The 13541-nt window shown below is 41.8% G+C and carries 14 protein-coding genes; 9 read left to right on the top strand and 5 right to left on the bottom strand.

The features are described 5' to 3' along the window. Positions 1 to 29 precede the first annotated feature (29 nt). The 3 genes from QE417_RS03245 to QE417_RS03255 all read left to right on the top strand — a co-directional run bounded on the left by QE417_RS03245 (position 30) and on the right by QE417_RS03255 (position 5125). Positions 30 to 1172, top strand: a complete 1143-nt coding sequence (locus QE417_RS03245; protein WP_376717521.1) for a methionine aminotransferase — start codon at positions 30 to 32, stop codon at positions 1170 to 1172. Positions 1173 to 1230: 58 nt separating this feature from the next. Then, positions 1231 to 2007 (top strand): amidohydrolase, encoded by a 777-nt coding sequence (locus QE417_RS03250; protein ID WP_311947487.1) that lies wholly within the window; start codon positions 1231 to 1233, stop codon positions 2005 to 2007. An 85-nt stretch (positions 2008 to 2092) separates the two neighbouring features. After that, on the top strand, positions 2093 to 5125 hold the full coding sequence (locus QE417_RS03255; RefSeq protein ID WP_311947488.1) for a GH92 family glycosyl hydrolase: 3033 nt from the start codon (positions 2093 to 2095) through the stop codon (positions 5123 to 5125). A gap of 297 nt (positions 5126 to 5422) precedes the next feature. Here the strand turns inward: QE417_RS03255 and QE417_RS03260 are convergent, their stop codons facing one another. Then, positions 5423 to 6058, bottom strand: coding sequence for a peroxiredoxin (locus QE417_RS03260; protein WP_311947489.1), 636 nt, complete (start codon positions 6056 to 6058; stop codon positions 5423 to 5425). A gap of 239 nt (positions 6059 to 6297) precedes the next feature. Between QE417_RS03260 and QE417_RS03265 the strand changes: the two genes are divergently transcribed. Continuing rightward, the gene (locus QE417_RS03265) at positions 6298 to 6705 is read left to right on the top strand and encodes an OsmC family protein (protein WP_311947490.1); all 408 of its coding nucleotides are present in this window, start codon (positions 6298 to 6300) and stop codon (positions 6703 to 6705) included. Positions 6706 to 6908: 203 nt separating this feature from the next. On the opposite strand, the gene rpmA is transcribed toward QE417_RS03265, so the two are convergent. From rpmA to QE417_RS03285, 4 genes are all read right to left on the bottom strand, one after another. Continuing rightward, complete coding sequence (gene rpmA / locus QE417_RS03270; RefSeq protein ID WP_311947491.1) at positions 6909 to 7328, bottom strand: 50S ribosomal protein L27; 420 nt, start codon at positions 7326 to 7328, stop codon at positions 6909 to 6911. Between the two features lie 50 nt (positions 7329 to 7378). Continuing rightward, on the bottom strand, positions 7379 to 7687 hold the full coding sequence (rplU, locus tag QE417_RS03275) for a 50S ribosomal protein L21 (protein WP_311947493.1): 309 nt from the start codon (positions 7685 to 7687) through the stop codon (positions 7379 to 7381). Positions 7688 to 7938: 251 nt separating this feature from the next. Beyond that, the gene (locus QE417_RS03280; RefSeq protein WP_311947494.1) at positions 7939 to 8430 is read right to left on the bottom strand and encodes a hypothetical protein; all 492 of its coding nucleotides are present in this window, start codon (positions 8428 to 8430) and stop codon (positions 7939 to 7941) included. A gap of 91 nt (positions 8431 to 8521) precedes the next feature. Continuing rightward, positions 8522 to 9895: a dicarboxylate/amino acid:cation symporter gene (locus tag QE417_RS03285; protein WP_311947495.1), complete on the bottom strand. Its 1374-nt coding sequence runs from the start codon at positions 9893 to 9895 to the stop codon at positions 8522 to 8524. A gap of 63 nt (positions 9896 to 9958) precedes the next feature. On the opposite strand from QE417_RS03285, the gene QE417_RS03290 reads away from it, so the two are divergent. The 5 genes from QE417_RS03290 (at position 9959) to QE417_RS03310 (ending at position 13534) form a co-directional block, all read left to right on the top strand. Continuing rightward, complete coding sequence (locus tag QE417_RS03290) at positions 9959 to 10483, top strand: hypothetical protein (protein WP_311947496.1); 525 nt, start codon at positions 9959 to 9961, stop codon at positions 10481 to 10483. A gap of 56 nt (positions 10484 to 10539) precedes the next feature. Continuing rightward, positions 10540 to 11037, top strand: a complete 498-nt coding sequence (locus QE417_RS03295) for an RNA polymerase sigma factor (RefSeq protein WP_311947498.1) — start codon at positions 10540 to 10542, stop codon at positions 11035 to 11037. Beyond that, on the top strand, positions 11024 to 11614 hold the full coding sequence (locus QE417_RS03300; protein WP_311947499.1) for a hypothetical protein: 591 nt from the start codon (positions 11024 to 11026) through the stop codon (positions 11612 to 11614). The genes QE417_RS03295 and QE417_RS03300 overlap by 14 nt, the downstream gene beginning before the upstream one ends. A 64-nt stretch (positions 11615 to 11678) precedes the next feature. Next, complete coding sequence (locus tag QE417_RS03305) at positions 11679 to 12905, top strand: serine hydrolase domain-containing protein (RefSeq protein ID WP_311947500.1); 1227 nt, start codon at positions 11679 to 11681, stop codon at positions 12903 to 12905. Then, positions 12902 to 13534 carry a hypothetical protein gene (locus QE417_RS03310; protein ID WP_311947501.1) on the top strand — a complete coding sequence of 211 codons (633 nt, stop codon included), beginning with the start codon at positions 12902 to 12904 and terminating at the stop codon, positions 13532 to 13534. Before QE417_RS03305 ends, QE417_RS03310 begins: the two co-directional genes overlap by 4 nt. Positions 13535 to 13541 lie beyond the last annotated feature (7 nt).

A 13541-nucleotide genomic window follows, 5' to 3' on the forward strand; every position in this document is an offset into this window, starting at 1 on the left:
TTACGCTTAATTAACTATTTTAGCCCATAATGATACCTGGCTCTAAACTTCCGCAAACCGGAACAACCATATTTACTGTAATGTCGGCACTGGCAGCCGAACTGGGGGCGATCAATCTTTCGCAAGGGTTCCCCGATTATGATGCCGATCCAAGGCTTACGGCTTTGGTTAACGATGCCATGCAAAAAGGCTATAATCAATACGCCCCCATGGCCGGTTGGATGCCACTGCGCGAGCAAATAGCCCAAAAAGTAGAAAAACTTTATGGCGCGGTTTACAACCCCGATACCGAAATTACGGTAACCGCCGGTGGTACGCAAGCTATTTTTACAGCCATTGCGGCAACCATTAACCCAAACGATGAGGTTATAGTTTTTGAGCCGGCTTATGATTGTTATGCTCCTGCTATTAAACTGATGGGCGGAACCGTAAAATCATTAGAATTAGAACCTCCTGATTACCGTATTGCCTGGGATATGGTAAAGCGCCTCATCAGCAACCGCACCAGGATGATCATCCTGAATTCGCCGCATAATCCAACTGCCACCATATTACGACAGGAAGACATTGACGAGTTGGCTGCATTGGTAAAAAACCGCGACATACTCATATTGAGCGACGAGGTTTACGAACACCTGGTTTTTGATGGTGAAGTACACCAAAGTATGGCACGCTACCCTGAATTACAGGAACGTAGTTTTATTGTAGCATCATTTGGTAAGCTATTTCACACCACCGGATGGAAAATGGGCTATTGCCTGGCTCCTGCCGCACTTATGGCCGAGTTTAGAAAAATTCATCAGTATATTGTATTTAGTGTTAACACCCCTATGCAGGTTGGTATAACCGAATATTTGAAAGATGAAAGCGTTTATAATACGTTGCCTGATTTTTTTCAGCGAAAGCGTGATTTTTTCAGAGACGGCTTATCACAAACCCGTTTGGAGTTATTACCATGCTCGGGCTCGTACTTTCAATCAGTTAGTTATAAACACATTACTGATATAAAAGACTGCGACTACGCTATACAAATTACTCGTGAACACGGGGTAGCCAGTATACCGGTTTCGGCTTTTTACAGCAAAGGTACCGACCATAAAATATTGCGTTTTTGTTTTGCTAAAAAGCAAGAAACTTTGGAGAAAGCCGTTGAAAGGTTAATGAAATTATAGTTTTTTTTGTTACTTGCACTTTGCCTGTTGCATTGCTAACCATTATTTGCCGTTGCCAATGGATAATTTAAAAATTACGACCTATCAGGGCTACCTGTTTTGGGAAAACATAGATAAAAACCTGCAAAACATTTCGTTGCGCTTGTCGGGAGTACGTACGTCTACTGATTTGGTTATCCTGCCCGAGATGTTCAATACCGGTTTTACCATGAATGCCGAGAAACTGGCCGAACCCATGGGCGGTAAAACCATGCAATGGATGCAGACCACCGCACATAAAATGAATTGTGTGGTAACCGGCAGTTTAATTATTACCGAAGACGGCAAGTACTACAACCGCCTTATTTGGATGCGCCCCGACGGCAGTTACGAGCATTACGACAAACGGCACCTTTTTGCCTTAGGCAAGGAAGACGAAACCTACACAGCAGGTACCAAAAAGCTTATTGTTGAACTGCAGGGCTGGAAAATTTGCCCTATGATATGCTATGACTTACGCTTCCCGGTTTGGTTGCGCAATGTTAATGCCGAATATGATTTACTTATTATAGTTGCCAACTGGCCGGAACGCCGCTCACTGCACTGGCGCACCTTAATACCAGCGCGTGCGGTTGAAAACCAGGCTTATGTAATTGGCCTAAACCGTTTTGGTTATGATGGTAATGAGGTTTTCCATTCGGGCGACTCTATGTGTATTGACCCTAATGGCAAAGTAATTTATTACAAGCCTAACGAAGAGGATATTTACACCTTTAGTATAAATGCCGAAGAACTGATTAAAACACGCCGTGCACTCCCCTTTTTACGCGATGCGGATGAATTTCATTTAGACTAAAATCACAGCAACTAAAGTATTTTTGCGGGTTCGCACTAAACTCCTTATTTTGCGTTTATACCTCATAGTTTATAAACGTATTTTAATGAGAATCGTTAAACAAGTACTTCCGGTACTTTCCTCTTGTTTACTGTTTGTTTTTACAGCATCGGCACAAAAAAAGAAAGACTACACCCCTTTTGTTGATCCTTTTATAGGCACCGGTGGTCATGGCCATACTTTTCCGGGAGCTACCGTTCCGTTTGGAATGGTGCAGTTAAGCCCCGATACCCGGCTTGAGGGCTGGGATGGGTGTTCGGGATACCATTATTCAGATACCACAGTATATGGTTTTTCGCACACACATTTAAGCGGAACAGGTATTGCCGATTATTGTGATATACTATTTATGCCCACTACCGGCCACCCCCGTTTCCTCAATAAAGAATACAGCTCGGGTTTTAAAAAAGCTGCAGAACAGGCATCTCCCGGATATTACAAAACTCATTTAGATAAGTACGATGTTGATGTTGAGCTTACTGCTACTCAACGCACCGGTTTACATAAATACAGCTATCCATATAGTAATCAGGCTAATATAATTATTGATTTAAATCACCGGGATAAAGTCTTAAACTCATGGATAGAGGTAATTAACGACCATGAGATACGCGGCTTCCGCCAATCCAAATCATGGGCCGATAATCAGTATGTATATTTTCACGCCAAGTTTTCGAAGCCATTTAAAACTTATGGCATAGCATCAAACAACGTATTGCAACAAGGCAAACAAAAAGCTGAAGGTACAAATATCAAAATGTTTGTGCAGTTTGATGATCCTAAAGAGGTACTGGTAAAAGTTGGCATATCGGCTGTTAGCGCAGAGGGTGCCTTAAAAAACCTTGATGCCGAAGTAAAAGACTTTGATTTTAAAAGGGTTGTTAAAGATGCCAAAGCCGCCTGGAATACTGAGCTTAATAAAATAGCTATTGAAGGCGGTGGGCCGCCGGTGCCCCAGCAGCAGCAAAATTACAACATGAACCCGTATGGGTATGGAACCCCGCAGCAAACTAAGAAACCGGTTTTTCAAGATTATTCAAAAATAAAGCAAACCATATTTTATACTGCATTGTACCACTGCATGATAGCTCCAAATATCTACAATGATATTGACGGTCAGTATCGTGGTTTAGATGGCAACATTCATACGGCACAGGGTTTTAATTATTACACGGTATTCTCACTTTGGGATACCTTCCGGGCCGAGCACCCGCTGCTTACACTTATCGACAAAAAACGCACGCTGGATTTTATTAAAACATTTTTAGCCATGTATGAGCAGGGTGGCTTGCTGCCCATATGGCCTTTGGCTTCAAACGAAACTTATTGCATGATAGGTAACCATGCTATCCCGGTGATAGCTGATGCTTACAGCAAAGGCGTGCGCGATTTTGACGCCGGTAAAGCTTTAGAAGCCATGAAAGCAGCATCGAACCGAAATCAATTTGGACTTGATTCGTATCGCGCTAACGGAGCTGTTTTAAGTGATACGGAAAACGAATCGGTATCAAAAACATTAGAATATGCTTACGATGATTGGTGCATAGCCCAAATGGCCAAAATGATGAACAAGCCCGATGATTATGCCACCTATATTAGGCGCGCACAATACTGGAAAAACATTTATAACAACCAAACCGGGTTTATGCAGGCCCGTGTTAACGGTAGCTGGTTTACCCCTTTTAACCCTACCGAGGTAAATAACAATTATACCGAAGGCAACGCCTGGCACTACAGCTTTTTTGCCCCGCAGGATGTTGAAGGCCTGGCAAAAGCCATGGGCGGCAAAGAAAAACTGGAAGAAAAACTGGACGAGCTATTTACCACCACCGAAAAATTAAGCGGTCGTGAGCAAGCCGATGTTACTGGTCTAATTGGACAGTATGCACATGGTAACGAACCAAGCCACCACATGGCTTACCTATACAACTTTACTGCCAACCCGGAAAAGACACAAATGCGACTGAAAGACATTTTCAGGACACAGTATAGCGATAAACCCGATGGCTTGGCTGGTAACGAAGATTGCGGACAGATGTCGGCCTGGTATGTAATGAGCGCTTTGGGCTTATACAATATAGCACCGGGGCAACAGCAGTTTTTAATAGGTTTGCCCCAGTTTGAAAAGGCCGTTATATCGTTAGAGAACGGCAAGAAATTTACCGTACTTAACTCGGGCACAGCAGTTAGCCTCAACAATACTTACCTGCAAGGCATGAATTTCGACAAAAAGCCGTACAACAAGCTTTATATAGATTATGACAACATTATAAATGGCGGTGAATTTGAAATATTTACCGGTAGGTTGCCTAACCAGATCTTTGTGCAGGAGCTGGAAAAACCAACTTCAAAAATAACCGATTCGCTGATAGTACCCACGCCGGGTTTTATCAGTCCGTCGCGTACATTTAAACAGCCTATTACCGTAGCCATTAACTGTGCCGACCTCAATGCAAAAATATTCTACACGCTTGATGGCAGCATGCCCAGCATAAGCTCAAACGTATTTAGCAAGCCTTTAACAGTTACAGCTACTACCACCATTAAAGCTATTGCGGTTAATAATGGTAAAAGTAGCTTTGTTAATATCGGTACCTTTACGCAATTACACGGTAATACAAAAATAACTCTTATAAATAGGTATCTACCCAATTATGCTGCCACCGGTAACGAAGCATTAATTGACGGCCTGTACGGCACCAAAAATTGGCGTACAGGCAATGCCTGGCAAGGTTTCCAGGGAAAAGATTTGGAGGCGGTAATTGATTTAGGCGCCGTTAAACCCGTAAAGCAAATTGGCCTGAACGCCTTACAAGATACCCAGGCCTGGATCGTGTTTCCGCAGCAGGTAACCTATTCATTATCTGATGATGGGAAAACTTACCGTTCGCCTGTTACGGTCACTACCAAAGTAGCGGTGGATAGTATGGGCTCACAAATACAGGCTTTTACAGCCCCGGTAACAGGCAAGGCCCGCTACATTAAAGTTGTTGCCAAACAATACGGCCCACTACCGCAATGGCATGAAAGCAAAGGCAGTCCTTCGTATATTTTTGCTGATGAGATTAAGGTGGATTGATGGTTGGTTGGTCACAACACCAACCACAGGCTGAAAATACATATACCAAAATGTCATTTCGACGTTAGGAGAAATCTTTTCGAGTTTACAAGCTAACCGCTTCGAAAAGATTTCTCGTTATCACTCGAAATGACATTTTTTTTAGCTTATTAAACCCCTAAAAACGTCATTGCGAGGTACGAAGCAATCTCTGCGGAAGCATGGCGTTTAAGCATAGTTCAGAGATTGCTTCGTACCTCGCAATGACGATTGATTGTATTTCTAAAAACCCTCTCCTTTGGAGAGGGTTGGGAGAGGTTACTTATTAGGCTGTGGCGTTAAACGCAAATACGGCTTAACACGGGTGTATCCTTTAGGGAAACGGGCTTCAATTTCTTCGTCTTTTACGGCAGGAGTAATTACTACGTCTTCGCCTTCTTTCCAGTCGGCCGGGGTGGCTACACTGTAGTTGGCGGTAAGCTGTAACGAGTCGATAACGCGCAAAATTTCTACAAAATTACGACCGGTTGATGCCGGGTAGGTAATGATAAGTTTAATGCTCTTATCTGGCGCAATGATAAATAACGAACGTACAGTGGCTGTTAACGATGCGTTAGGGTGAATCATATCATACGCTTCAGAAATCTCACGGTTTTCGTCGGCTATGATGGGGAAGTTTACTTCTACGTTTTGAGTTTCATTAATATCGCTGATCCAGCCGTGATGTGATTCAACCGAGTCTACACTCAGGGCGGCCACTTTTACATTACGTTTTTCAAATTCGTCTTTCAATGCTGCGGTACGGCCCAGTTCGGTGGTACAAACCGGTGTATAATCGGCCGGGTGCGAAAATAGCACGCCCCAGCTATCGCCTAAAAATTCATAAAAATCAATGTCACCAATAGAAGTTTGTGCTTTGAAGTTGGGGGCTTTATCGCCTAATCTTAAGCTCATGTTGTTTTTAATTTTAGATGTATGTTAACTTATAAATGGTTTTATGCCGCTAAGGTTTGACGTCTTTAAACGAGAAATTAATTAACGCTGTAAAACAAATATATAAAGAGTTTTAAATAGTCTATAATTTTAGTAGACTACCAGCAAATATTTTACCTTATATACACAATGTTTAAATATTCCGCCTTTAATTACTTGATAAATGATGTTTACCCTGTATGTTTACTGCTGCTAATATTATGGAAGAACAAAAAAAATCAGTTGCCCAGGGCAAAGCCAGTATAACCCGCGCCCATTATCAAACCATTGCCACCAGCGGAAACCATGCTGTTGTTGCCGATGAACCAAGTGATTTAGGCGGAACCGATACCGGCATGACCCCATTTGGCTTATTACTGGCCAGCCTGGGCAGTTGCACAGCTATTACTCTACGTATGTACATTGACCGCAAAATGTGGATAGTAGATGAAATAAACGTTGACCTGGAGATATTTGCCATGCCTGATGGAAACCTCATTGAAACCCGGATACATTTTAAAGGCGAGCTGATTGACGAGCAGGTTGAACGGTTATTAGATATTGCTAAAAAATGTCCTGTTCACAAGTTACTTACGGGCAATATTATGATTGAGACAAAGATAATATAAATACAACCCACACTATTGTCATTCTGAACGATAGTGAAGAATCTTATACGCTAAACTAACCAAGTGTCTAAAATTTCTCGTACCGAGCTAATATGTTGGTTAAAATCCTTCCGCCTTGGGCGGAGAAAGAGGTTAGATAGGGCAATAAAAAAAGGCTTATACCATATGGTATAAGCCTTTTATATTTTGTGTAAAACCGAGAATTACTCAGCTACAACTTCTTCGCCTTCGGTAGCAGTTTCAGCTTTAGGGGCCTCTTCTACTTCTTCAACTTTAGCTTTAGGAGCTTTTTTAGCTTTTACCGGAGCAACTTCTGCTTCAACAGCTGCGGCAGCCACAGGAGCAACTTCAACTGCTACTTCAGCAGCTTCGTATGGTAATACCGATACGTATGAACGGTTATCAGCTTTCTTTTTGAAAACTACCTGACCGTCTGTTAAGGCAAATAAAGTATGGTCGCGACCAATACCTACGTTTAAGCCCGGGTTATGACGGGTACCACGCTGACGAACGATGATGTTACCTGCAATAGCAGCCTGACCACCGAAAATCTTGATACCTAAGCGTTTGCTATGCGATTCGCGGCCGTTCTTCGAACTACCCGCACCTTTTTTGTGAGCCATTTTGTAATATTATTATTAGTACGGAGAGCCGCACCAAGTTAAACCTTCAATTATAATGTAATACCTGTGATGGCAATTTTAGTGAATTGCTGACGGTGACCGTTTTTCTTTTTGTAACCTTTTCTGCGTTTCTTTTTGAAAACCAGAACTTTTTCACCTTTTACATGAGACAGGATCGTAGCTGAAACTTTAGCACCGCTTAACGCGCTACCTAACGAAAATTTACCTTCGTTTTCTGCTAACAATACTTTGTCAAATTCAATATTAGCGCCCTCATCTCCTTGTAAGCGGTGTACAAAGATGTGCTGGTCTTTTGCAACTTTAAACTGTTGCCCGGCTATATCTACTATTGCGTACATTGTTTATAAATAATTAATTGTTTAAAAATTTGAGGTGCAAATATATGAATACTTATTTTAAAAAGCAACGCACCTAATAAATATTCTTCCACTCCATTGCCATTCAAAAGGTACTGACAAAATCCTGTCAGTATTCAACACGTTCAACATATTTCATGAAACACTAAACTTTACACCACGGAAAAGAGAGACATATAAGGTATGTTTCGCGATTTTCAGTGAAGAAAAGCAAAATAGAGCAGTTCTTGAAATTACTTTAAATGCTTCTCGTGCTCATCAATTACTTTGAGTATTTCTTTGATGAGACGTTCATTGGCATCTTTCAATGCGGAGTCGCCGTCATAATTCTGATCATAAAACACCTTTTTGGTTTTATCTTTATATACAAACTCGATCAGGTATTTGGGTGCGGGTTGCTTGCTATCGCTCTTTTCTTCTGCCGGAAAGTTCCAGAAACCCAGATCGGCCGCTTTACGGTGCAGATACAACAGATCATCTTTACTCAACTTCATATTAAGTTTTTTGATGTTTCCGCTGGTGGTTTTGTATTGGTAATCGCCTGTTTTTGAGTTGTATTTATTCTCCAGGCTATCGGTTAAACCATACTCAATACGCAGGTACTGAAAATCGGCAAAACGGTATGGTGCATTCTTAACCATCATACCATAGTAATAACCACAGTACATTAATATAGGTACAATGATAGTAAGGCCGAAAAATATTTTTCTTCTTTTATCTGTCATGGGGTGTAAGTAGTGAGCTATTATCTTACTCAGTTATAGGGGCGCAAAGGTATAAATCCCAACTCGAACTTTCGAATTTTGAGATCAATCCTTAATTCTTCAGCTCTCCCTCCCATTTACTAACTACGGCGGTTGCCATGGCGTTACCCAATACGTTGGTTGCAGAGCGGCCCATATCTAACAATGGATCGATGCCAATTAATAAAGCTAAACCAGCCTCGGGAATATCAAACATGGCAATAGTACCGGCAATAACCACCAACGATGCACGCGGAACGCCGGCAATACCTTTACTGGTTAACATAAGCACCAACAACATGGAAAGTTGCTGACCAAAAGCTAAATGTATACCATACGATTGCGCCAAAAACAACGACGCAAAGGTCATGTACATCATCGAACCATCAAGATTAAAAGAGTAACCCAACGGCAACACAAAGCTCACGATCTTATTATTACAGCCAAAGCGCTCCAGTTCCATTAAAATACGTGGGTAAGCAGCCTCGCTGGTTGAAGTACTGAAAGCTACCAGCATGGCATCCTTAATGCGGTTAAGCAACGTAAATGCACGTTTACCCAAAACTGCAAAACCGGCCAGTAATATTACTAACCACAAAACCACCAGCGAGAAATAGAACTCTCCTATAAAAATAGCATAGGTTGATAAAATACCTAAACCTTGGCGCGCAATTACTGCCGTTATGGCCCCAAAAACAGCCAATGGAGCAACCAGCATAACATAACCGGTTATTTTAAGGATCACATGAGCAATGGCATCCATGGCTTTGATCACTATTTCACCTTTTTCGCCAATGGCACCGGTGGCTACGCCAAAGAACAGGGCAAACACCACAATTTGCAATATCTCGTTATTGGCCATCGATTCCACAAAGCTTTTTGGAAACACGTGGCTGATAAAATCGCGCAGGGATAAAGCAGTTTTTTGTATACCTGTACTTAAATGGCTATCGGGCAGCGGGATATGCATGGTTTCACCCGGTTTAAAAAAGTTAACCAGCATCATACCTAATAGCAATGATACCAGGGTAGCACTCAAAAACCATAACATGGTTTTACCGCCGATACGGCCTACCGCGCCAATATCGCCCACTTTGGCAACACCTACTACAAGCGTGGTAAATACCAGTGGTGCTACGATCATTTTTATAAGGCGCAGGAAAATATCGCTGAGTATACTAAAGCCTACCAGTTTATCTTCGCGACTGGTATCGGCATCTTTTCGTTCTTTTAATATAGTAACGCGTTCGGCTTTAAGGCTGGTAAATTCGGCAACGGTGGTGTCGTTTAATTGAACGATACGCGTATCGATTGCTTTTACACGGGTATCAACAGTCGTTATTTTGTCGTTATACTCTTTTATTACAGTAACATTGTATAAATATCCTGTAATAACGCCTAAAACGAGGGCTAAAAAGATAAAAAGGGTAAGTTTGCTCTGCTTCATGAAACCATTTGAAGGGATAAAACTACAATAATTTAATATTCTGCTAAAATTTAAAGTGATACGATGGGCGTCACCACCTATAGTTTACAAAATATAAAGAAGGAACTGCAGCATTTAAGCAGCAACCAGCTTGCCGAGCTATGTCTCAGGCTCACAAAATATAAAAAGGAAAATAAAGAGTTGCTCTCTTACCTTATGTTTGAAGCGCATAACGAGACCAGCTATATTGAGGGTGTAAAACAGGAAATGGATGAGCTATTTGCCGAAATAAACAGCCATTATTATTACCAGGCTAAAAGCCTGCGTAAGATATTACGCCTGGTTACCAAGCATAGCAAATTCATGGCATCAAAACCTGCTGAAATTGACCTGCTGCTACATTTCTGTAAACAGTATGGTAAATACATTAATAAAAATATTGGCTATAAACCGCTTAAACAACTACTGCACCGCCAGCTCGAAAAAATAGCCAAACTTATCAGCGGTCTGCACGAAGACCTGCAGTACGATTATAAAACCGAATTTGAAAACGTTGTTTTACAGGCCGATGAGCACTACAGCTGGATAAATAAGCGCGACTACCTGTAACAATTGTTATATTAGCCAATCTAACAAGCACACAACTTAAAAAACTAACGATCACAGTGGCTGATAAAGATGCTGCCTTCAGGCAGATATTCGAATCGAACTCAAAAAAAATATTCCGCCTGTGCTACGGTTATACCGGCGACGAGGATGCAGCGCACGACCTGTTGCAGGAAACTTTTGTTAAGGTTTGGCAAAACCTTGATAAGTTTCGCAACACGGCCATGATTTCGACATGGATATACCGTATTGCCGTAAACACGTGCTTAACTTACCTGCGCTCAGAAAAACGCCAGGCCAAGGAAGAACTCACCCCGCAATTTGCAGAAAGCCACAAAGAAGAATTTTCAGAAAAAAACGAACAGGTAGCGCTGCTGTACAAGTGTATAGCCAGGCTCGAAGAATCAGAAAGAATCATAATTACTATGGTGCTTGATGAACTACCCTACCCCGAAATTGCCGACATATCGGGTATATCCGAAGGCAACCTGCGGGTTAAAATTCATCGTATTAAACAAAAGCTAACCGATTTATATAATCAATATGAAAGACTTTGAACACCTGCTATCGGTTTGGCAAGAACAACCAAAGCAACCCAGACTTTCGGTGGATGATGTGCTGAAACAGGTAAAAAAAGGAGTAAACAAACTGGGCATAGGCGTATTGTACGGCATTATTGCTGCAACAGTAGCCATTGTATTTACAGCAGGACTAACACTATTTGCAGTATTTGAGCAACGCCTCAGCTATATAGGTTTATTTGTAATGCTGTTTGGTATGATAACTTACCTTATACTGCAAATTGGCGATTACCGTACCATAACCCGGCATGATGTAACGCTTAACCCGGCGGCTTACCTTAAAAGTTTAAAAGAATACCAAACCCGCAGGGCCTATTTAAACGGCCGTTTTTATTATGCTTTTGCAGTGATGATTTGCGTAGGCGTATCTTTATACACAGTTGAAGTATTTGCTAATAAACACATAGCATTCAAGATATTATATTACATATTTTGTGGTGGAACGATCATTTTTACCACTTTCTTCCTGAAAGATAAATTTATTCAACGTGAGCAAAAACGGGTAAGTTATTTGATTGAGCGCCTGGAAAGACTGGAAGGACAATTTGAGTAAATAGTATTATACTTAAAAGTTAATACTTGCTCTTTGTTACGCCTTTACTTGCTATCTTTCTTGCATGAAAATGCATTTGGCTATTGTTGCCCTGCTTATTGCCGGCACTACTTCTGTTAACGCTCAACAAAAGACAAAATCAACATACTACTTCCCTCCTGCCGGTGCGTGGCAAACACAGGCTCCTGCACAGTTGGGATTAAGTGCTGATGCTATTCGGCAAACTATAAGCTTTGCAAAAGAGCATGAGGCCAAAGCCTCGCGTAATGGTGAGCTTGCACAATTTCAGAGTTTTGGTAAGGAACCGTTTAGCGAAGCCGTAGGTCCGCTTACCGACCGTGGCGGCTCCACCGGCATCATCATACATAAAGGTTACATTGTTGCCCAATGGGGCGAACTTAACCGCGTTGATATCGTGAACAGCGTGACCAAAAGCCTGTTATCAACCGTTATTGGTTTAGCTGTTGACCGGGGACTTATTAAAAGCACCGTGGATACCGTGGCTAATTATGTTCCGTTTGTAGAGTTGTATAACTTTGGCATTAATAACCCCGTGCGCGAAGATGTTCAAAACAGTATTATTTACCCATTTGCATCGGCACACAATCGCAAGCTTACGTGGGAGGTGATGCTGCGCCAAACCAGCGACTGGGAAGGCACGCTTTGGGGCAAACCCGATTGGGCCGACCGTCCGCAAGGAGAAATAGAGCAATACAAAACCCGCCAGAGTAACGAGCCGGGCAGCATTTATAAATACAATGACGTACGCGTAAATGCCTTAGCATTAGCGGCAACATCAGTATGGCGTAAACCTTTGCCACAGGTGCTTAAAGAAAACATTATGGACCCCATAGGCGCTTCAACTACCTGGCGCTGGACGGGCTACCGCACTTCATGGATAGTGATGGACGGCCAGCCTGTGCAATCGGTTAGCGGTGGCGGTCATTGGGGCGGCGGAGCGTTTATTAACGCTTATGATATGGCACGCTTTGGCTTGCTCACCCTGCGCCAGGGTAACTGGAACGGCAAACAACTCATCAGCAAGCAATGGGTTAAGCAGGCGCTTACCCCAACCACGGCTAACAAAGGTTACGGCTATATGAACTGGTTTTTAAATACCGATAAAAAAATGCTACCATCGGCCCCCGAAACGGCTTGGGTACACATAGGCAACGGCACCAACATGATTTATTGCGACCCCGAACATGATGTGGTTATGGTAGTGCGTTGGATTGAGAATAAAGACATGGATGGCGTAGTGAAGACTTTGTTGGCAGCGTTTAAGAAATGAAAAATAAAGGCCTTGTAATATCCGCAGTTGTACTCTTTCTTTTAGTAAACACATCGTACTATTGGGAAGGGCAACTTGGTGTGCTGGCCTTTCCGGCCGATTTATTGTTAGTAATTGCATTCCTCATTCTTGCTATTGCGCTCATCAGGCAGTTTTATTTTTCAATAAAAGAGAGATTTAAAAACAAGCACAGAAGTATTATAATGGGCTTGTTAACCATTACCTTGGGATTGATTTTATACCGTCCTGGCGGACTAATAGACTTTGATAAACTTGAAGGCAACGATGTTTTAATGGCTGAAAGAGAAGGTGCAGCTAATTGTATGACCGTTTTTAAACTCAAAGACAACTTTACATTCAAAGAAAGAAGTGTTTGTTTTGGTGTAGTAGAAGTTAAAGGACGTTATAGTTTAAAAAATGACACTATTTACTTTAATAATGTAAAAACAGGCTTATATACCGATGGCTTTTATATGTTTGCAGTTATAACACCTTCCATATACCAAAAAGACGGAAAGCATTTTGATATAACCTTATTTAAAAATAAAGGAGACAGTCTTGGATATACACTTCCAATAACTAAAAGCGAACTAAATCGAATAAAGAACGCCAAGTTGAGTCGTTATTAAATTTTAC

Source organism: Mucilaginibacter terrae (assembly GCF_031951985.1).
In the GTDB taxonomy this organism is placed as follows: Bacteria; Bacteroidota; Bacteroidia; order Sphingobacteriales; family Sphingobacteriaceae; genus Mucilaginibacter; species Mucilaginibacter terrae_A.

Coding starts and splice junctions, on each gene's coding strand:
- QE417_RS03245 (WP_376717521.1), top strand. CDS start 30: ATGATACCTGGCTCTAAACTTCCGCAAACCGGAACAACCATATTTACT.
- QE417_RS03290 (WP_311947496.1), top strand. CDS start 9,959: ATGGGCGTCACCACCTATAGTTTACAAAATATAAAGAAGGAACTGCAG.
- QE417_RS03265 (WP_311947490.1), top strand. CDS start 6,298: ATGGAAGAACAAAAAAAATCAGTTGCCCAGGGCAAAGCCAGTATAACC.
- QE417_RS03285 (WP_311947495.1), bottom strand. CDS start 9,895: ATGAAGCAGAGCAAACTTACCCTTTTTATCTTTTTAGCCCTCGTTTTA.
- QE417_RS03260 (WP_311947489.1), bottom strand. CDS start 6,058: ATGAGCTTAAGATTAGGCGATAAAGCCCCCAACTTCAAAGCACAAACT.
- QE417_RS03250 (WP_311947487.1), top strand. CDS start 1,231: ATGGATAATTTAAAAATTACGACCTATCAGGGCTACCTGTTTTGGGAA.
- QE417_RS03300 (WP_311947499.1), top strand. CDS start 11,024: ATGAAAGACTTTGAACACCTGCTATCGGTTTGGCAAGAACAACCAAAG.
- rpmA (WP_311947491.1), bottom strand. CDS start 7,328: ATGGCTCACAAAAAAGGTGCGGGTAGTTCGAAGAACGGCCGCGAATCG.
- QE417_RS03255 (WP_311947488.1), top strand. CDS start 2,093: ATGAGAATCGTTAAACAAGTACTTCCGGTACTTTCCTCTTGTTTACTG.
- rplU (WP_311947493.1), bottom strand. CDS start 7,687: ATGTACGCAATAGTAGATATAGCCGGGCAACAGTTTAAAGTTGCAAAA.
- QE417_RS03310 (WP_311947501.1), top strand. CDS start 12,902: ATGAAAAATAAAGGCCTTGTAATATCCGCAGTTGTACTCTTTCTTTTA.
- QE417_RS03280 (WP_311947494.1), bottom strand. CDS start 8,430: ATGACAGATAAAAGAAGAAAAATATTTTTCGGCCTTACTATCATTGTA.
- QE417_RS03305 (WP_311947500.1), top strand. CDS start 11,679: ATGAAAATGCATTTGGCTATTGTTGCCCTGCTTATTGCCGGCACTACT.